The sequence below is a fragment of the Nonlabens dokdonensis DSW-6 genome, from assembly GCF_000332115.1.
Classification (GTDB): domain Bacteria; phylum Bacteroidota; class Bacteroidia; order Flavobacteriales; family Flavobacteriaceae; genus Nonlabens; species Nonlabens dokdonensis.
Map to the genome: position 1 here is coordinate 2,303,496 of NC_020156.1, position 20,197 is coordinate 2,323,692.

The following is a 20,197-nucleotide window of genomic DNA, read 5'->3' on the forward strand; positions in this document are numbered from 1 at the left end:
TCGTACAATAACACTAACCATTAATTATGAACTATACGATTATGTTTGCTGTCAGAAACTTTTAAAGGAGCCTGACAGACTTTAACCTTTTTGAATTCTTCTTTTTCATAAAAATTCACCAAATAAATCAGAAGGGTTTATCATGTCCTTCAACTAAAAGACGATCTATTTCGTATATTGTTACACAGCAAATCATAAAAAATGTCTAAAAAAACATTAGTATTAGGTGCTTCTCTTAAAGAACAACGCTATTCTAATATTGCCATCTATAGATTACGCAAATTTAATATAGAAACTGTAGCTATAGGATTGCGTGAAGGAATGGTAGATGATGTGAAGATCCATAAAGAATTGATCCCTTTTCAGGGAATTAATACCGTTACTTTATATTTAAATCCTACACGCCAAGAGCAATATTATGATTATATAATAAGTCTTCAACCAGAGCGAGTAATTTTTAATCCTGGAACTGAAAATCCCGAATTATACCAACTACTTTCTGAAAATAATATAGAAAGTGAAGTTGCCTGTACACTCGTTATGCTTGGTACAAATCAGTATTAGAATTTTGATTTGTAAAAGTAGCAGCTAGCAACAAACCTAAAAAGGTTACAAAACCGTTGAGTAATAAAATAAAGAAACCAAATTCAAATCCATAACGACTCGCTAGACTACTTATTCCAAAAGCAATAAATGGTGATAGAATCGCAATAACCGGAGTTATTTTATGGTTTACTTGAAGTTTTGTTAGAATTCCAAAACTGAACAACCCTAACAGCGGTCCATAAGTATAACCAGCAAAAACAAATAATTTATTGATCACGCTAGCATCCTTGATCAAATACTCAAAACTTACAATCACAAGTATCAATGTTAGAGAAAATCCTACATGGACTAGTTTTCTAATCCAGCGTTGCTTTTTCTCTTCATAGTTTTGCTCTAATCTCAAAATGTCTACAGAGAATGACGTTGTTAAGGAAGTCAGCGCGCTGTCTGCACTGGAATAGGCTGCTGCTACTAATCCGAGAATAAAAACCAGTCCTATCCCTATTCCTAGATTTCCATCTAAAGCGATGGCCGCAAATAATTTGTCTTTTGTGGCTGTTAATTGTTCCGCTTTCGCGAAAGCGGTAAGTAAAACACCTAATCCTAAAAATATAAGATTTACAAAGGTCAATACGATCGTAAACCAAAACATGTTTTTTTGAGCATCGCCAAGACTGCGACAAGTCAGGTTTTTTTGCATCATATCTTGATCCAGACCAGTCATTACGATAGCGATAAAAGCACCAGCAAAAAACTGTTTAAAGAAAAACTCTTTGGCTTTCCAATCATCAAAAAAGAAGATCTGGGACAATTCGCTATCAGAAATGAAACCAGTTATCTCGCCAATACCATTAAGGTTCAAACTGTCAGAAATGTAATAAATCGCTACACTTACAGCAATTAACATGAATAAAGTCTGTAAAGTATCGGTCCAGACTATGGTTTTTATTCCGGACTTGAATGTGTATAACCAAATCAGAATAACAGTAAAAGTTACCGTTTGCCAAAACTCAACGCCCATACTTTCAAAAACAAATTCTTGTAAGACACCAGCAACCAGATACAATCTAAAACTGGCACCTACCATACGAGAAAGTATAAAAAAACTAGAACCTGTAAATTGTGCAGCACTGCCATATCTGTCGTTGAGGTAAGAATAAATAGACGTCAGGTTCATTTTATAATATAGCGGTAAAAGTACCGTACCTATTACCAGGTAACCGACTATGTAACCTAGAACTACTTGAAAATAATTCATCGCTCCTTCTTCCACAGCGCCAGGAACAGAGATAAAAGTCACTCCACTAAGTGATGCTCCTATCATACCAAAGGCTACAATAAACCAAGGGGAAGATCTATTACCTCTAAAAAAAGTTGCATTATCGCTTTTGCGACCTACAATAAAAGAAATTGCTACAAGAACCGCAAAATAGCAAGCAATGGTAATGAGAATTTGGGTAGAAGTCACGTGAATTTATTATTTGCGGCTAAGGTAAGAATATGAACTTGAAATCGAATTTGAAATCGAACTTGAACTAAAATAATAAAAAAGCAAACACGAATAGGAGATGTCAGTTCGAGCGCAGCCGAGAACGATTTAGAAATCAAATTATAATATTTATTCAACCGTAAAACCTTTTTGGTTGCTCACTTGACTTCATCAAATTCATCGCCAACATGTTTCTTCCTTCAAAAAGGAATATGCTCTTGTTCTTTACGTAAATTTCAGTTTCTTGGTTGTGCGATATTCGAAACCTTTTGTGATTGATGATAGGCTTACTGCATTGGTAATCGTTTTCGACTGTCGCTCAAACTGACAAGGAATAGCATACAATTTGAAATAAGCTAATGCAGCAAATCTATGGAACCGGATCATAACCTTTACCGCCCCAAGGATGACAACTAAAAATACGTTTTAACGCTAGCCAGCCACCTTTAAAAGCGCCATGTTTGATTAGAGCTTCTTTAGAATATTGAGAACAAGTAGGAGAGTAGCGACAACTAGCAGGTGTAAATGGCGATATCACCGATTGATAAAACCTGATGAGTAATAGAAAAGGATATGCTAGTAATTTTTTCAATAGTAAACTAAAAAGGTCAATAGTATAAATTAAGGTCGATAGTAGGTGATAGCTTCTTGGTCACCCCATAAAATAAACACCTCTTTTTCATTCAATTTTATAAGCCTGCCAAAATATCTTTTGCTGTTCTTGTAAACAAATATGCTATCTTTTTTCAATTGGTATGGAAAAACTTGGTTTTTGTTATTTTCTACTTGAAAATCTTCTCTAAATATAGAGTACTCTTTTTTATTTTTCTTGCCATTTGTTAACCATTTCCCTTTAAACAAATCCATGTCAAATTCTTGTCCTGTAAACATTACTTCCTTTTCTACGGTAGATTTTGATGTTCCACAAGAGAGAAGTGTTAAAGCGACAAATAAAAGAAGATAGTTTTTCATAACATAATTTTTTAAACGTAAGCTAATCGATAGACGTTGAAGCATTCCTTGTTCATATCTCGTTGCCTTCTATTACTTCTGAGTACTCAAGTTCGCTTATTAGTTATTAATTTCAGATCTCAAAAATCCTGAACATTTAGGGCTTAGGAAAAGTTTTCGTTTTTAAATCATCGACATTTCCGTCAGACTGAAGTCTGCCGCTTAAGAATTAATTTGTCGCCTAAGGGCATTCTTTTTATTCAGCGAAATGAATTTCGCTTTTTTATTGCTAATTGAATTGAGAATTTCGATTTTTCTTAACTCTTAACTCTTAACTCTTAACTCTTAACTCTTAACTCTTAACTCTTAACTCTTAACTCTTAACTCTTAACTCTTAACTCTTAACTCTTAACTCTTAACTCTTAACTCTTAACTCTATTACTCCACACTATAACTAGTTCCGTCAACGCCATCTTTAAGGGCAATTCCGGCAGCAGCAAGTTCGTCTCTTATTTTATCACTCGTACTCCAGTCTTTATTTGCTCGTGCAGTAGCTCTTAAGTCGATAATCAATTTCATGGCGCCGTCAAGTCCTTTGTTTAAAGAACCACCAGTTTCTTCTTGAGCAATTTGAAGTCCTAGAATATCATAGAAAAATGCATCCATACTTGTAGAAAGATCATCAAGATCCTCTTTCGTAATAGTAGCATTTCCATCATTAATGGTATGAATTATTTTCACCGTGTCAAAAAGCTCTGCAACAAGAATAGGAGTATTGAAATCGTCATTCATGGCAGCATAGCATTTTGCTTTCCAAGCTGCCACATCTACGGTTGAGGTTTTAGAAACTGGTAATTGATTTATTAACTTCATCGCTTCAGTAAGACGGTTAAAACCTTTTTCGGCTGCAAGTATGGCATCGTTACTAAAATCTAAAATCGATCTATAATGAGCTTGCATCATAAAGAAGCGCACCACACTCGGGCTGAAAGCTTTTTGCATGAAATCGTTATCACCAGTAAAAAGTTCTACAGGTAAAATACTATTTCCAGTTGATTTAGACATTTTCTGACCGTTTAAGGTCAGCATATTAGCATGCATCCAGTAGTTTACTGGGCTATGGCCATGTGCTGCTTCACCTTGAGCGATTTCACACTCGTGATGGGGGAATTTAAGGTCCATTCCGCCACCGTGTATATCAAAAGTTTCACCTAGATATTTAGAACTCATTACCGTACATTCCAGGTGCCATCCAGGAAAACCATCGCCCCATGGACTAGGCCATCTCATAATATGTTCTGGACTCGCTTTTTTCCAAAGAGCAAAGTCAGCAGGATTTGATTTATCACTTTGCGCAGCTAGCTCACGAGAATTTGCCATCATATCATCCAGATTACGACCGCTTAGTTTCCCGTAGTGATGATCTTCATTAAATTTTACTACATCAAAATAAATGGAGCCATTTTTCTCATAGGCATATCCATTATCGATGATCGTTTTAATAATTTCTATTTGCTCTACAATATGGCCAGTTGCCGTAGGTTCAATACTTGGCGGGAACGCATTGAATTGCTTCATCACTGTATGAAAATCGATCGTGTATTGCTGCACGACTTCCATAGGCTCGATTTTCTCAAGCCTTGCTTTTTTTGAGATTTTGTCTTCTCCTTGATCGGCATCGTCAGTTAAATGCCCTGCATCAGTAATGTTACGCACATAACGCACTTTATATCCTAGGTGTTTTAAGTACCTAAAAATCATATCAAAACTGATGAACGTACGGCAATTTCCTAAATGTACATTGCTGTAAACCGTAGGTCCACAAACGTACATTCCTATGCGGCCTTCGGTAATCGATTGGAATACCTCTTTTTCGCCGTTCATGGAATTGTAAATCCTTAATTCATTGTCTTGATAAAGTGCCATGACTTATTTTTTGTGATGTTGATGGTGTTGATCTCGCTTTCGCGAAAGCGAAACAATCATAAATATGCTCTTCAAAAATAACAGTAATCTTTTTAAATTACTTGGGTGCAAGTTAAGGCGGAGATATTACTCGAAGATGGAGAATGATTTAAAACTTAGTGTCCATTTTAATATAATCGAGAAACTCTCTCTTAACAGCTGGGTCTTTAAATTTACCGCCAAATTCCCCTGTCACAGTGCTGCTCTCGATATCTCTTATACCACGACTGTTTACACAAAGGTGTTTTGCATCTATGATACAGGCCACATCTTCTGTATTCATGACTTGTTGTAACTCTCTTACAATCTGAATGTTAAGTCGCTCTTGAACTTGTGGTCGTTTTGCATAATAATCTACGATGCGATTCATTTTAGAAAGTCCTACCACGCTACCATTTGAGATATAAGCAACGTGTGCACGACCTACAATAGGAAGCAAGTGATGCTCGCAAGTTGAGTAAACAACGATGTCTTTTTCTACGAGCATTTCATTGTACTTGTATTTATTTTCAAAAGTACTGGCGCTAGGTTTTCTATCCGGGCGTAAGCCTCCAAAAATCTCGTTGACAAACATTTTTGCAACGCGATTAGGTGTTCCTTTTAGACTGTCATCTGTCATGTCCATACCTAGAGTCTCTAGAATGTTATGTACATCTTTTTTAATGGATGCAATTTTATCTGCATCGCTCATATCAAAGGCGTCAGGACGTAATGGGGTTTGCTCGTTAGAAGACAAATGATCATTATCTTCTATATTTTCTAGTAGATCTTCAATTTTCATACAGGAATTACTCTTAAAAGCGGTACTAATTTTTATGCAAATTTACAAATAGAATGCCTTAAAAGCATTATTTCTTAGCAATTACAGTAAAGTTTTGGCAGTAATCGTTAAGCTAGAGTTAACAAATTTTCTCATATTTGTTTATTACAAAAAAAAGCGCTCATAATTTTCTAAATTATTAATGATGAAAAGATTTCTCACTCTTTTACTGTTACTTCTCTCTTATTATTCTTATTCGCAGGCAAATATTAATATGCCGCTAGGTACTAATAATGGAAATGGCTTTAGATTTATTGGATGCAACAATTCTGCTTTTAATGATAGTGGCGGAAACGCGCCTTATGGAAACAATGAAGATAATATATCGGTATTTTGTCCTTCAATAGATACGGATAGAATGATACTAGAATTTAGAGTAGTTGATATTCTAGCTGGAGATGTATTAACTATTTACGACGGCGATTCTACTGCTGCACCTGTTCTGGCTACTATTACAAATTCAACAACACCTTTTGCTTTTCAAGCTAGCGCAACAAATCCAACAGGTTGTTTAACCGTACGGTTTGTATCAAATGGATCAGGTACTGCTACAGGCTGGAGAGCATTAAGAAGTTGTTTTAATCCATGTCAAGCTATTTCTACTGTTATCACAACAACACCAGCTACTAGTGTTGATGGTATTTTAAGGATTTGCCAAGGTGAGACCGTAACTTTTGATGGTTCTGCAAACTTTAACGTAGATGGAACTGGTGCTACTTATGAATGGGATCTTGCAAATGGTAATGGACTAAATACAGGACAAATTCAAACTGAAACGTATACGATTCCCGGTATTTACCAAACACGCTTTATAGTTACAGATAATACTGGCTGTCGTGATCGAGACGAAATAGATTTGGTAATTCATGTTTCTACTACTCCAGATTTTACAGGAACCGAGGCAGTTGACGACGAATTATGCTTTGGTGATTCCACAGATATCACAGGTGTAGTAAATACTACAGAGTTTGCTATTTCACCTTCTCCACCCATAGCAGGAACAACGTATTTAGAAGATGGAAGTGGTGTAAGTTATCAGACCTGTATTAACGTAGATTTATTTCCGACCGGTCAGGGTGTTGCTAGCGCAAGTGACTTGGTAAACATTTTTTTAAACATGGAACATTCATACTTAGGGGATTTACAAGTTACTCTAACATCGCCTAATGGAAGCTCCGTAGATTTACATGTTTTCTCAAATGGTGGCACTACCAATTTAGGGAATCCAGTTACCAATGTAGACCGTGTTCCAGGTACCGGATTTGATTATGTATTTAATGAAACTGCGGCGCAAACTTGGGCACAAGCAGCAGGTGGTGTAGCAACTATACCTGCAGGCGATTATTTACCAGTAGACCCTTTTAGTAATTTTATTGGTTCACCATTGAATGGTCTATGGTGTTTAACTGTGACTGATAACTTGGGAATAGATGATGGTTACATTTTTTCCTGGGGTCTTGATTTTAACCCAGCAATTATTCCTGCAGAGCTTTCTTTTACACCAGGAGAGACTTCAGAAATGTGGCAAACAAATCCTGATATAACGATGGTTAATGGTAATACTATAACGGTAACTCCATCTGTTGAAGGTCGAAATTGTTATGATTTCCAATTTACGGATAGTTTTGGTTGTATCTACATAGAACAAGTCTGTATAAATGTTTTAGCCGAGATTCCTTCTGAGATACCTGAGGATATAATCTTATGTAATACAACTGGTACAACAACCGTAGACCTTACTCAAAATGACTCGGTAATTTTAAATGGATTACCATCTTCAGATTATGTAATAACTTATCACAACTCACAAAGCGATGCAGAGAATGGTGTAGGTGCCATAACTAACGCAACTGCATTTCCCATCGTAATGCCTCCTATGACTGTGTTTTCTGCTATTACTTATACAACTACTAATTGTATTGTGGTAGATAGTTTTACTGTAGACGTTATAGATTTCAACAATCTGACTATTCCGGATTTTGAACAATGTGGTGCGATTACAAATTTTGATTTGGTTTCATATGTCACTACTGCCTTAAGTTCAGGAGGAAGTGGAAGTTCTTCTAGCTTTACGTTAGAGTTTTATATTAGTTTAACAGACGCACAAAATCAAACGAATCCTATTTTAAACCCAACTATGTTTGACCTGTCTGCAGGCACCGTGACTATTTACGTAAGGATTGTGAGTACAACAGATCCTGGATGTAATTCTATTAACCCTTTTAATATTACAGCAGGATTTATTCCTGTACCAACTATTCCGCCAAATATGGTTGTTTGCGACGACTTAAGTAATGATGGTCAAGAAATCTTTAATTTGAGCGATCAGGATGCAATAATATTGAATGGTCAATCAGGAATAACAGTTACCTACCATCTAACTGCAAATGACGCGGCTTCTGGTACATCACCATTAAATGCAGCTGGATATCAAAACATAAGTAATCCTCAAACAATCTATATAAGATTAGTCAATAATTCTGGATTGATGTGTGATTCAAATACTATTGCGACTTTTGACCTTGTTGTTAATAGAACTGGAATAGTAAATCCAGTTACTGATCTTATCGCTTGTGATGATGTTAATAATGGAATTGAGCAATTTGATCTTACAACTCAATTACCAGATATTCTTGGGTCACAAATACCTGCAGAAAATACGGTGACGTTCTACACATCGCAGGCAAATGCTGATGCTAGAACAAATGAGATTATTAATACTTCTATGTATACAGCTGTTTCTACTACTGGAGCAGTAACCATTTTTGTTAGAGTCGAAAATATAAATGCAACAAACTGTTATACAACAGGCTCATTTGATCTAATTATGAGTGCTACACCAGTTGCAAATCCAATAGCAGACTTTATAGTTTGTGATGATACGAGCAATGATGGATTTGAAGATTTCGTTTTAGGGAATAATGATGCGCAAATATTACTTGGTCAAGATCCATCAGTGTTTGTAGTAAGCTATTATTCCTCACAGGCAGATGCAGATGCAGGTAACAATCCTTTATCAACAACTTCATACACAAATGTTGCATCTCCCGAAACAATATTTGTACGTGTAGAAAACACATCCAATACAGATTGTTATGAAACAACTTCATTTGACATAATTGTTAACGAGTTGCCTAGGATAAGTACGGCTCCGGATATTTCGCTATGTGATGACCCAAGTGGTGATGGAGTAGAGTCATTTGATTTGACTCAAAACGATGTTGCTGTATTAAATGGTCTTGATCCTACAGAATACACAATTGAATACAGCAATGCATCAGGTGTAATTACCTCACCTTATACTAATTCTGGAAGTCCAGAAACGATTACGGTAACTGTACAGAACAATTTGACAACTTGTGTGAATACCACGACTTTTGACATTATTGTGAATCCAGTTCCTGCTATAATCACTCCTTTTACAATTGAAGAATGTGACGAAGACGGTAATGGATCGGCAGCGTTTACTTTAGGTGATCTCGATAATCAAATTTTGAATGGTCAGTCAGGAACAGTGATTACCTATCACGATTCTCAAGCAGATGCATTGTCTGACGTGAATCCGCTTGATACGGCACTTTATGAAAATACAAGCGCTATGCAAACCATTTTTTACCGATTAGAATTCAGTGGTTCGGGATGTTTTTCTATAGGTGAGTTTGTGATAGATTCAGTAGGTGCGCCGCTAGCTATTGTGCCTACACCGCTTGAAGCATGTGACGACGGAAACGGTAATGCAACCGTAGACGTGAGTCAAGCAGATGCTGAGGTAACTGCTGGTCAAACAGGTTCTACTGTTGTCTATTATTTAAATCAGTCAGATGCTGATAATGAAGTAAATGGTATAACAGGTGATTTTGATTACAGCACTAATACCACTTTAATAGCTAGAGTAGATGATGATAACACAGATTGCTTCAGTTTTACGACTTTAGATTTAATTATTAATCCATTGCCAGCACCATCATTATTAGATCAATACATCCTTTGTTTAGATGAAAATGGTAACCTAGTAAATGGTCCTGTTACTCTTGATACTGGTTTAAATGATACCGACTTTACTTTTCAATGGAGTAGGGATGGAGCTCCGATTGCGGCTTCTACGGCTTCCATTGACGTTGTAGAAGGTGGCGACTATGAAGTAAGAGCGACGAGAAATTCTACTGGTTGCGAAAATACTGCAATCACTAACGTTAGAGTTTCTAGCGTACCAGATGTTTTTGATATCGATATTACAACAGATCCGTTTAATAAAGATCATCAAGTAATTGTTACTGCTGAAGGTCCAGATCAATACTGGTTCCGTCTAGACGATGGTCCTTATGTTAATTCAGGAATTTTCAATGATGTTTCTCCTGGACCACATACGGTTACTATTGCAGAGCGCAGTGGTTGTGGGGAAATAGTAGTAGATATCTTTGTTTTCGGTTATCCTGATTATTTTACACCTAATGCTGATGGAATACATGACACATGGAATATTATAGGTGGCGATCTATTGCCAGGCACAAAATTGTACATCTTTGATAGGTACGGAAAATTCATTAAACAACTATCTCCTGACGGTATAGGTTGGGATGGTACTTATAATGGACAGCCGCTTCCTAGTAGCGACTATTGGTTCAAAATTGAATATGCATTTGATGGTCAGCAACGAGAAGCGACAGGCCATTTTGCAATGAAGCGATAGTATCAATTTTAATCTGGATACATCAATAAAATCCACAATCATTAAATAACAAGGCTCAAGAACATATTTTCTTGAGCCTTGTTATTTAATATATAAGTTAGCAGTCATAGAGCTCTCCTGAATGGAATTCTTACTATGTATATGAAACAAAAAAACCACCTTTCTTGAGGTGGCTTTAATAATTCCGCTTTCGCGAAAGCGACATCTAAAAATGTTTACAGATTGAATCCTAAAGTAAACACGATGTTATCCATTCTGTTTTGAACACCAGCTTGTGTATCTAGTCCAGTATCAAAAAGTTGTTGTGAAAAGTCTCTTTGTGAACTGTCATAAGAAATGTCTAAAATAGTTTTACCCCAAGTGTAACCGATACCTAGACTGTAACCTGTCAAATCACCCATAATTGATTCGTTTTCATAAGGAGATTCTTCCATACGATATCCGCCTCTAAGAGTCCAATTTTTAATTCTATATTCTCCACCTAATCTAATAGAAGCTGCACGTTGTAGGTTTTCGCTTGCAAATCGATTGTTATCTCTGAAAAGGATATTGTTATCGGGATTGAACCTAAGCTGGCTATAGTCACGAGAACTATAATCAATGCTTATTAAACCTTTACTACCAAAAATATATGCTAAACTACCAGTTACACTTCCTGGAGAACGTAATCGGTACGGTTCAAATAAATTGAGAATTTCAGGTCTTACTACTGCTGTTGGGCTGTTTAATCCAGATGTTGAGATGTCTTGTATTTGAGACTCCTCAACCGTGTACCAAGTAGGTGATTCATAAGTAGCTCCTACTCGTAAGCTGTTTGTTAGTTTACCTATAAGACCGAGTTGAAATGAAAACCCATTTGCATCAGTAAATAATGAGTTGTTGAATCTAACGTTGTTAATGCTTGCATCAGCATTAGAATTGTTTTCTTGGATACTTGTAAACCGCTCCATGCTTATAACGTGAGAGTTTAAATTAATTCCTAAACTCCATTTTTTATCAATTTCAAGGGCGCCGTTAAAACTTATTTTACTGTTGTAACCTAGAGTCTCTACAAAATAGTCTTGATTAAAACTTCCAGTTCCCGTATTACTCACATAACTTGTATTATCTATATCACTAGGATCAGTCGAGTCTAGAACGAAAGATTCATATCCTAAGAATCCTTGTTGCGCCCCAAACCCAAAATCTTGCCCTAAGAATTGATAGAGTCCACTTGCTGTTTCTCCTGGTCTTACCACAAAATTATCTAGAGCAATTCCATTGGCATTATTGAGAAAGTATTGAGAAACTGAAACAGGACTTACACCTCTAGCGTTTATAAAGTTGTCAAAATTTCTATTGAGATCATAATTGAGACTTATAGCAAATTTAGATATTTTACTATTTCCCGCACTTTCAAACACTAAAACTCCTCCAGCTTGATTTAAACTGATTTCATTTGAAGTTGTATTAGTATTAGTATTGAAATAATTAGTGTCATTTTCATTACCTAAGAATCCTAAAGATACTCCAGCATAATTATTGGCAAACACAACGGAGCTGGCAGGATTAGACCCTATGGCACTTAAATCTCCACCTAGTGCTCCAAAGGCACCACTTAAACCTCTGTAACGAGCTGTTCCTTGTAAATCTTGACCTGAATATAATAGTCCGTCTGCTACAGATTGAGCGTTACTAAAAAGCGCACCAGCAAATAGCGCGCTTAAAATTAAAAACTTTTTCATTTTAAATATGTTTAGTTGAATATTATCCTCTTCTACCAGATGATCTTCCTGAAGACCTGCTAGATCCTGATGATCTTGAACTAGATCCACTTGATCTCATAGTACCTGAAGAACGACCTGACGATCTTGAAGAACGCATTGTTCCAGACGATCTACTTGATGATGAGCGAGACGATCTCATTGTTCCAGAAGATCTATTAGATGACCTTGAAGACCTCATAGTCCCTGAAGATCTATTTGAAGAAGATCTACGAGTTGTAGTGCTTCTGCTCGACCTTGGGTTAGTAGATCTAACTCTTGTGGATGATCTACCATTTGTTGCAGAGGATCTTCTGTTAGCATTAGAGCTTCTTCCATAGTTGGTACTTCTGCTGTTTGTGACTGCTCTTCCTCTATTGTTATAAGATAATGCTTGTCCTCTTGCGCTTCTTCCTGTATTTTGATAAGAGTAACCCCTTATATTATTACCTCTAAAACGATTATTCCAGCCCCAACCGCCATTCCATGCATAAGGATTATTCCATCCGAATCTGTTGTTCCAGCCCCAGCCGCCATTCCATGCGTAAGGGTTATTCCAGCCCCATCCAGCGTTCCAACCGAAGCCACCGCCCCAACCAAAACCATTGTTCCATCCAAAGCCATTATTCCAGCCCCAGCCAAAGCCGCCGCCCCAACCGAATCCATTATTCCAACCAAAGCCGTTGTTCCAACCGAATCCATTATTCCATCCCCAACCGCTGTTGTAATAATTGACTACTACCTCGCTTGGATTAGTTCCCCATCCTGGTTCTCCACCACCATAACTCGCAGTATAATCAGGATTAGACTCGTCGTAGCTGCTAGAAGAATAAGATTCTACATCGGTAAAAACTTCCTCTTCTTGAAAATTATTTCCATGACTTTCTGCTCCTTGTCTAAAAAGAGTTTCATAGTAAGCTGAAGAACCATCTTCATATGTAACTTCTGCAGATTCTTGCTCTTTTTGATTATATGAATTATTGTTGTTTTCATCATCACCATAAATACCGTCATTATAAGAAACGCTTTGATACGAGCCACATGACACTGTTATTACAGCAAGAATTAGCATTGCTGAAATTTTATAGAAAAGCGATTTTTTAAGAATTATATTTTTCATGACGATTTTATTTGATAGCGTTTGATAAAAATAAGTAGTTTTGTCAAGCATTAAAAGCATTTAACAAAGTTACTAGATAGGAGCAAGTTTTATGCCAAACAAACAATTATGGGTAAAAACCTAACAAGTAGGAGTGAAGATTATTCAAAATGGTACAATGAACTGGTAGTTCACGCAGATCTAGCTGAAAATAGTGCGGTAAGAGGCTGTATGGTTATAAAGCCCTACGGATATGCTATCTGGGAAAAAATGCAAGCAGAGTTAGACCGTATGTTCAAAGAAACTGGTCATCAAAATGCTTATTTCCCTCTGTTTGTCCCTAAAAGTCTTTTTGAGGCCGAAGAAAAAAATGCAGAAGGTTTTGCTAAAGAATGTGCGGTAGTAACTCACTATAGGTTAGAGAATGATCCAGATAGACCTGGTAAATTAAGAGTTGATCCTAATGCTAAGTTAGAAGAAGAACTGGTAGTGCGACCTACTAGTGAAGCTATTATTTGGAATACATACAAAGGTTGGATTCAATCTTACAGAGATTTACCATTACTAATTAATCAATGGGCAAATGTCGTGCGTTGGGAAATGCGTACGAGGTTATTTTTACGTACTGCAGAGTTTTTATGGCAAGAAGGTCATACAGCGCACGCCACAAAGAAAGAAGCATTAATAGAGGCGGAGCAAATGAATAACATTTATGCTGAATTTGCTGAAAACTTCATGGCTATTCCAGTTATAAAAGGTCTAAAAACAGAAAGTGAGCGCTTTGCTGGTGCAGATGAAACATACTGTATTGAAGCACTAATGCAAGATGGAAAAGCTTTACAAGCAGGAACAAGTCACTTTTTAGGTCAAAATTTTGCAAAAGCCTTTGATGTAAAATTCACTTCAAAAGAAGGTAAACAAGAATATGTATGGGCGACTTCTTGGGGAGTTTCTACCAGACTTATGGGTGCATTGATCATGACTCATAGTGATGATCAAGGGCTTGTGTTACCACCTAATCTTGCTCCTAATCAAGTGGTGATCGTTCCTATTTTTAAAAATGAAGAACAACTTGACGCTATTACTAAAGTAGTTGATGGAATAGTATCAGACTTAAGGGCTTTAGGTGTTTCTGTAAAATTTGATTCTCGTGATACCTTGAGGCCAGGAGCAAAATTTGCCCAGCATGAGCTTCAAGGAGTTCCTCTTAGAATTGCAATAGGCTCCAGAGACCTGAATAATGGTACTGTGGAGTTAGCTCGTAGAGATACCTTATCAAAGGAGACTACATCCATAGAAGGGATAGCTGGCAAGGTAAAAGATTTACTTGAGGAGATTCAAAACTCTCTGCATAAAAAGGCCTTGGACTATAGAGACGGTCATATCACTGAAGTGAACAGCTTTGAGGAGTTTAAAGAGGTGCTAGAGGATAAAGGTGGTTTTATTTCGGCTCACTGGGATGGAACAACAGTGACTGAAGATAAGATTAAAGAACTTACTAAAGCAACGATAAGATGTATTCCTATGGATGCTGTGGAGGAAGCAGGTGCCTGTGTATTAACAGGTAAGCCTTCTACTAAGAGAGTGTTATTTGCAAAAGCATATTAATTTTTAAATTTTTTTAATTTCTTTGTTGCAGAATTAAAAAAAGTGTTTATTTTTGCAACCGCTTAAACGAGCAAAATTAATGGCCCGTTCGTCTATCGGCTAGGACGCATGGTTTTCATCCATGTAAGAGGGGTTCGATTCCCCTACGGGCTACAAATTAAATCGATCTTTAATTAGATCAAGTTTTATAAGATATGGCAAATCACAAAAGTGCTTTAAAAAGAATACGTAGAAACGAAGCTGCTAGAGTAAGAAATAAATACCAGCACAAAACTACGCGTAATGCAATTAAGAAATTAAAAGAAACTGAAGACAAGTCTGCAGCTGATAAGCTTCTTGTTGACATTTATTCTATGATTGATAAACTTGCAAAGAAAAACGTTATACATTCTAACAAAGCAGGTAACTTAAAATCTAAGTTAACTAAGCATGTGAATGCAATGTCTTAATTGATATTTTACCTTATAGAAAAAACCTTTCAGTTATTGAAAGGCTTTTTTTGTGGAAAGAAGTTGGATTCAGGATTCGCTTTCGCGAAAGCGTAACTTACAACCAATACTATCATAAGCACATTACTATTGTTCAGTTAAGATATGTTATACTGCAACTGATGTAGATAACTCAAAACGTAAAAAGCTCTTGATTCCTCAAGAGCTTTTATTTTAATAATAGTTTTTATATCTCTTATCTCAGGCGTATTCCAAAAGAAACATGTTTTTGCTCTAATGAAGAATTATCTAAGATATTATTCAACCCATAGGTTATAAAAAACTGAGCGTTATTCCATCCAGCATAGGCGCTTAAACCGTATTGAAACTCATTCACCACAAAATCATTTGTTAGGGTAGAAGTCACATCACGTCCTTCTCGATCAAATTTTACTTCTTGAGATGTCATGGTCACGTATCCTATATAACCGCCTATCCCAGCAACAAAAGGATCATCTCCTCCATAACGTTTAATGCCATCTTCATAATCTTTAAGGTCACGACGTCCTATCTCTATATGAAGCGGTGCGACAAAACTGAATTGTGTAAATCTAGAACGGTCTAAATCAAAAGGAGCATTAACTAAGTTAGTCACGCTGTTTTGTGTTTCAAAAACGCGATTATCATTAACTCGTAAAGTTTGAGTGCGCAAGTTTAGCCCATAGGTAAGTCTAAATAAATCATCTTCTTTATTTAATCTAGTAGAGAATTCTAGTCCTACATCAAATATTCCTGAACCCCAGAATCGGTAATCTTCTCCTATACCGTTACCATCGCCTAAAGCTTGATTGAAGCCAAAGGCCACAAATAATTTAGTATTAGTAAGAACGGTTTCTTTATCTCTTCTAGAGGAGTCAAATGCATCAAGAAAGTCATAAGGAGCTTCATAAAGTTCATTTTCTTTTTCATCTTCTTCTTGTGCAAAGGTAAATGCACTTATTAGTGCCATCGAAATGAGTAGTAGTTTTTTCATGTTGTATTATTTTGGATTAAAATTATTATTTAAATCAGTTGCATATTAGCTAGTTAACTTATTTTTAACCATGGAAAACTCTTGAACAAGTCAAGAGCTTCCCTGGCTAATCTGATATCATATTCTTATTGAATTCTTATCCCAAAAGCGACATATTGAGCATCAACAGATCCTGATTTGAACACATTGTTTAAGTTCATCCTTCCAAAGACGGTAATATCTCCTTTACCTACATAAGCATCCAGACCATAAAGAAATGTTTCATTATCAAAATTATTGACTCTAGTTTCTTTGATTTCTCTTCCATCTAGTTCGTATTTCAGCTTTAATCTGGAGGACATATTAAAACCTACAAATCCACCAATACCAAATTTCCATTCGTCATAATCTTGAAACCTTACTCGACCATCTTCATATTCCTTTCTTTCACTGCCACCTATTTCTAGATGTAATGGGAATACTAACTGGTCTTGTCTAAATTTTGCTTTGTCAGCGTTGAAACCTAAGCTTGCTATTTGTGCTTGATCTCCTTGGGTAATAAACCTGTTTCCATTTAACTCTGTTCCATGAGATTGATATTCTACTCCATATACTGCTCTAAAATTATTATTCTTGTCTAAACGTGTTTTCCATTGAAAACCAATGGAGAAGTAGTTGTTATTTGCATAACTAAAGTCATTTATGTCTAGGTTATCTCCATTCATAAAATTATAGGCAAAAGCAATGGTGAGTCCTATTTCAGTGTTTCTATATTGTTGATATTCTCTATCTTTATTCCTATTGCGGAATCGTATAAACTGCTTCGTTCCTATTTCTAACATAGCGCCACCTTCGTATGAAAACTTTCCGTTTTTTCTAACATATTCTTCTTCGAGCATGGCATACTGCTCGTAATACTTAATATTTAAGGCTGTACGTTCAGCAGCTGTTTTTTTAAGTTCTTCAGCTTTTTCTTTAGTGATTTTATTCTTTTCTAGTTTTTCATTGATTGCTTCAATGGTGTATTTTAAAGCTTCTTTTTCGTCTTTAATATTTTGTTCCTTTTCTTCAAGTAAATCTGCAATTCTTGCATTTATGGAGATGGAATCTTGCTGGATTTCACTCTGCGCGTGCACTTTTACAAATGATGTAAAACTTATTATAAAGCTTAAAGTGAGTATTAATTTTTTCATGAGAATGGATATTTAGATATAGTTTAGGCTGTCCGTTTAGGTAAACAGCTTGATTTTAATTGTTTATGATTTATTGATTATTTTCTTCCAGTTATGGTTGCGACCGCTTCTTTCTTAAGTTTACCTAATTGGTCATAAAGATAATTGTTGAAGCGATTGCGTCTATCAGCTTCGATGTCCCATTCGGTCTCTCTTACTAGTTGATCGATGTTGATGTCTTTTACAGCGTACTCTTTCGTTTCTACCTTCTTAATAGCTTCATTTAGCAATAGCTCCATTTCTTCTTCGGCAGTGAGTTTTTTAGTGCTTGCCTCAACTACTTCAACCGTTATTGCTGGATCAATAGAACTATCTTCAATAAAGGTTTTTTCTGGATGGTCAGCAAAAGATATTGCTGTGTTCTTTTTTGAATCTGGAAGGGTAACTCCGGTGTCTTCAATTTTAATATTTTCTTTGTTCTTCTGTTTTACAGTAGCTTTTGAATTATTATTATTCTCTTCGTTTGTTGCTAAAGCTTCCAGAGAGCTGTTGGTGTTTTTCAACGGATCATTCGTGGTTGGGGCGACCAGAATTTCGGTTTCTTTATTCTCGTTTGTAATATGTTCTGTTTTAGTTTGATCTATTACAACTTCATTTGACAAGTCTTCTTTAATCACGATATCAGATGATAGCATAGGATAGATGAATACACCTAAAATCAGTATGGCAGCAATAGCACCCAGCCAAAATAGTACTGGTTTCTTACTTTTCTTTTCTTCTTGATCTAATCGCGACTCCAGTTGATCCCATGCATTTGCACTAGGTTCTATCCTGCGATTTTCAAAAGAGTTTTTTATATTATTAAGCTTCATATTGTTGCTTTCTTATTCTTAAAATTTGTTCTTGCAATTGTAATCTTGCTTTACGGTATTGGGTCTTACTCGTATTTTCACTTATTTGTAGTGCTTGGGCTATTTCCTTGTGTTTAAAGCCGTCTATGGCGTACATCACAAAAACACTCTTATAACCATCAGATAAAGCATCAATACATTCTTGTATTAAGTCCAGTGGTAATTCTGACTCTTCTTCTTGTTCATCTTCACCACAGCCTACTTTTTCCTCGTTGATCTCATCTTTAAATTTAAAAGGGTCTTTTTTCCTCAAATGATCAATACATTCTCTGACCATTATTTTTCTTACCCAACCTTCAAAACTACCTTTATGAGTGTACGTATGTAATTTTGTGAATATCTTGAAAAAACCATTTAGCATAATTTCTTCGGCAGTTTCAACTGGAGAAATGTACTGTCTACAAACGCTCAGCATTTTAGGTGCATGCTTCTCAAAAAGACGCTTCTGGGCTTTTCTATCGTCCTTGGTCGCTTTTTCAATAAGCTTTTTCTCGTTAGTATAAAGTTGTATCACCTTCACAATTTACATGCTTTCTATTTATAAAGACGAGAGAGTTTGTAAAAGGTTGTCTAGAAAAGTGAAATTTTTCTAATCTTCGGTGAATACTTCTAATGCAGGAGTAGTTTTATGATCAAAATCAAACAAAGCAAGGTTTTCCCAACTGCTTCCGTTCATAAAGCTTTGATCACCTTGATCATGGGCAACCCAATCGGGAGCCCAATAACAAAAGCCTATTCCTTTGTTATCTGGTAAACCTTTAAGCATTGATTTTAATTTCATCAGGAAATCCTTTTGTCCTGAGAACGACGCAGAATAATTAGGAGCAAGTTGATTATTGAGACCTATGATGTTATTTAAATTATCATTCCAGTTTAAAGTAAATGGATAAGCAGTCTCTACAATCATAATTTTTTGCTCGATTTCTATTGCAAGTGAGTTTAAATCTGTTTCTATAGTAGACACGTTTGATCCATGCCACCATGGATAATAACTTAGGCCAGCTGTATCAAAATCGACATTGCGATTATTTAATTGCTCAAAGAAATAACGAGCATTACTTACGCCAGCATGATGAATCATTATTTGCGCTTCAGGTAGCGTAGACCGCACTGCACTTATTGCGGCATTAGTTATTTGTACATAGTTGTCAAAATCTTCATTGCCATTTTCATAAATTTTACCTAGCGGCCATAATAAACCATTGTTGGTCTCGTTGCCTATTTGAACTATGTCTGGTGCTGTTCCTTGGTTTTTTAATTCGTTAATCACCTGATTCGTATAAGTGTTTACAGCGACTGATAATTCTTGAATGGTTAAACCTTGCCAAGCAGCTGGTATATTTTGTCTTCCAGGATCTGCCCAAGTGTCTGAGTAATGAAAATCTAATAGCAAATCCATTCCAGCGGCTTTAATTTTTAAAGCTTGTGTTTTCAGATTTTGTAAATTATATTCTTGATCAAGGTGATTCTCCCATAATCTTACACGTACGAGGTTGACACCACGACTTGATAAATATGCATAATTGTCATTTATATCTTGATTATTTTCATCTTTGAAAACTACTCCTAGAGACTCATTCTCTGGTAAAAAAGAAAGATCCATCCCACGGTAGAGTGAACCTTCAGAAGGATTATTAACCAAATCATAATTTCCTTCATCCTCATTTTGAGAATCACAAGAAATAAATAGTAGTAGAATAAGGAGATAAATTAGCTTTTTCTTCATTGTATAAAAATACAATAGGAATCATATCAAATCAATGT

The 20,197-nt window shown here is 36.0% G+C and carries 16 protein-coding genes and 1 tRNA gene; 5 read left to right on the plus strand and 12 right to left on the minus strand.

Annotated features, from left to right (window positions below; genetic code table 11):
- Positions 1-201 precede the first annotated feature (201 nt).
- Entirely contained in the window at positions 202-564 is a 363-nt protein-coding gene (locus tag DDD_RS10010) for a CoA-binding protein (protein WP_015362722.1), read from the plus strand.
- Here the strand turns inward: DDD_RS10010 and DDD_RS10015 are convergent.
- From DDD_RS10015 to folE, 5 genes are all read right to left on the minus strand, one after another.
- Entirely contained in the window at positions 539-2,014 is a 1,476-nt protein-coding gene (locus DDD_RS10015) for a sodium:solute symporter (RefSeq protein ID WP_015362723.1), read from the minus strand. The genes DDD_RS10010 and DDD_RS10015 overlap by 26 nt on opposite strands.
- Before the next feature lie 391 nt (positions 2,015-2,405).
- On the minus strand, positions 2,406-2,627 hold the full coding sequence (gene yidD, locus DDD_RS17700) for a membrane protein insertion efficiency factor YidD (protein ID WP_015362724.1): 222 nt from the start codon (positions 2,625-2,627) through the stop codon (positions 2,406-2,408).
- 29 nt (positions 2,628-2,656) lie between these two features.
- Positions 2,657-3,007: a hypothetical protein gene (locus tag DDD_RS10020; protein ID WP_015362725.1), complete on the minus strand. Its 351-nt coding sequence runs from the start codon at positions 3,005-3,007 to the stop codon at positions 2,657-2,659.
- A gap of 417 nt (positions 3,008-3,424) precedes the next feature.
- On the minus strand, positions 3,425-4,912 hold the full coding sequence (gene cysS / locus DDD_RS10025) for a cysteine--tRNA ligase (protein ID WP_015362726.1): 1,488 nt from the start codon (positions 4,910-4,912) through the stop codon (positions 3,425-3,427).
- A 148-nt stretch (positions 4,913-5,060) separates the two neighbouring features.
- On the minus strand, positions 5,061-5,732 hold the full coding sequence (gene folE / locus DDD_RS10030; protein WP_015362727.1) for a GTP cyclohydrolase I FolE: 672 nt from the start codon (positions 5,730-5,732) through the stop codon (positions 5,061-5,063).
- Between the two features lie 184 nt (positions 5,733-5,916).
- On the opposite strand from folE, the gene DDD_RS10035 reads away from it, so the two are divergent.
- Positions 5,917-10,461 (plus strand): T9SS type B sorting domain-containing protein, encoded by a 4,545-nt coding sequence (locus DDD_RS10035; RefSeq protein WP_111474708.1) that lies wholly within the window; start codon positions 5,917-5,919, stop codon positions 10,459-10,461.
- Positions 10,462-10,676: 215 nt separating this feature from the next.
- Here the strand turns inward: DDD_RS10035 and DDD_RS10040 are convergent, their stop codons facing one another.
- Positions 10,677-12,185, minus strand: a complete 1,509-nt coding sequence (locus DDD_RS10040; RefSeq protein ID WP_015362729.1) for an OmpP1/FadL family transporter — start codon at positions 12,183-12,185, stop codon at positions 10,677-10,679.
- 22 nt (positions 12,186-12,207) lie between these two features.
- Positions 12,208-13,323, minus strand: coding sequence for a hypothetical protein (locus DDD_RS10045; protein WP_041567409.1), 1,116 nt, complete (start codon positions 13,321-13,323; stop codon positions 12,208-12,210).
- Between the two features lie 108 nt (positions 13,324-13,431).
- Between DDD_RS10045 and proS the strand changes: the two genes are divergently transcribed.
- From proS to rpsT, 3 genes are all read left to right on the plus strand, one after another.
- Positions 13,432-14,910, plus strand: coding sequence for a proline--tRNA ligase (gene proS, locus DDD_RS10050; RefSeq protein WP_015362731.1), 1,479 nt, complete (start codon positions 13,432-13,434; stop codon positions 14,908-14,910).
- Between the two features lie 81 nt (positions 14,911-14,991).
- Positions 14,992-15,063: transfer RNA gene (locus DDD_RS10055), tRNA-Glu, on the plus strand.
- Between the two features lie 41 nt (positions 15,064-15,104).
- Positions 15,105-15,359, plus strand: a complete 255-nt coding sequence (rpsT, locus tag DDD_RS10060) for a 30S ribosomal protein S20 (protein ID WP_015362732.1) — start codon at positions 15,105-15,107, stop codon at positions 15,357-15,359.
- Positions 15,360-15,594: 235 nt separating this feature from the next.
- Here rpsT and DDD_RS10065 read toward each other — a convergent pair whose 3' ends face one another.
- The 5 genes from DDD_RS10065 to DDD_RS10085 all read right to left on the minus strand — a co-directional run bounded on the left by DDD_RS10065 (position 15,595) and on the right by DDD_RS10085 (position 20,159).
- Entirely contained in the window at positions 15,595-16,371 is a 777-nt protein-coding gene (locus DDD_RS10065; protein ID WP_015362734.1) for a hypothetical protein, read from the minus strand.
- A 125-nt stretch (positions 16,372-16,496) separates the two neighbouring features.
- Positions 16,497-17,543 carry a secreted protein gene (locus DDD_RS10070; protein WP_015362735.1) on the minus strand — a complete coding sequence of 349 codons (1,047 nt, stop codon included), beginning with the start codon at positions 17,541-17,543 and terminating at the stop codon, positions 16,497-16,499.
- Positions 17,544-17,620: 77 nt separating this feature from the next.
- Positions 17,621-18,394 (minus strand): hypothetical protein, encoded by a 774-nt coding sequence (locus DDD_RS10075; RefSeq protein ID WP_015362736.1) that lies wholly within the window; start codon positions 18,392-18,394, stop codon positions 17,621-17,623.
- On the minus strand, positions 18,384-18,947 hold the full coding sequence (locus DDD_RS10080; RefSeq protein ID WP_322785934.1) for an RNA polymerase sigma factor: 564 nt from the start codon (positions 18,945-18,947) through the stop codon (positions 18,384-18,386). The genes DDD_RS10075 and DDD_RS10080 overlap by 11 nt, the downstream gene beginning before the upstream one ends.
- Positions 18,948-19,022: 75 nt before the next feature.
- A complete protein-coding gene (locus DDD_RS10085; protein WP_015362738.1) occupies positions 19,023-20,159 on the minus strand; it encodes a glycoside hydrolase family 53 protein in 1,137 nt (378 codons plus the stop codon).
- Between the last annotated feature and the right edge of the window lie 38 nt (positions 20,160-20,197).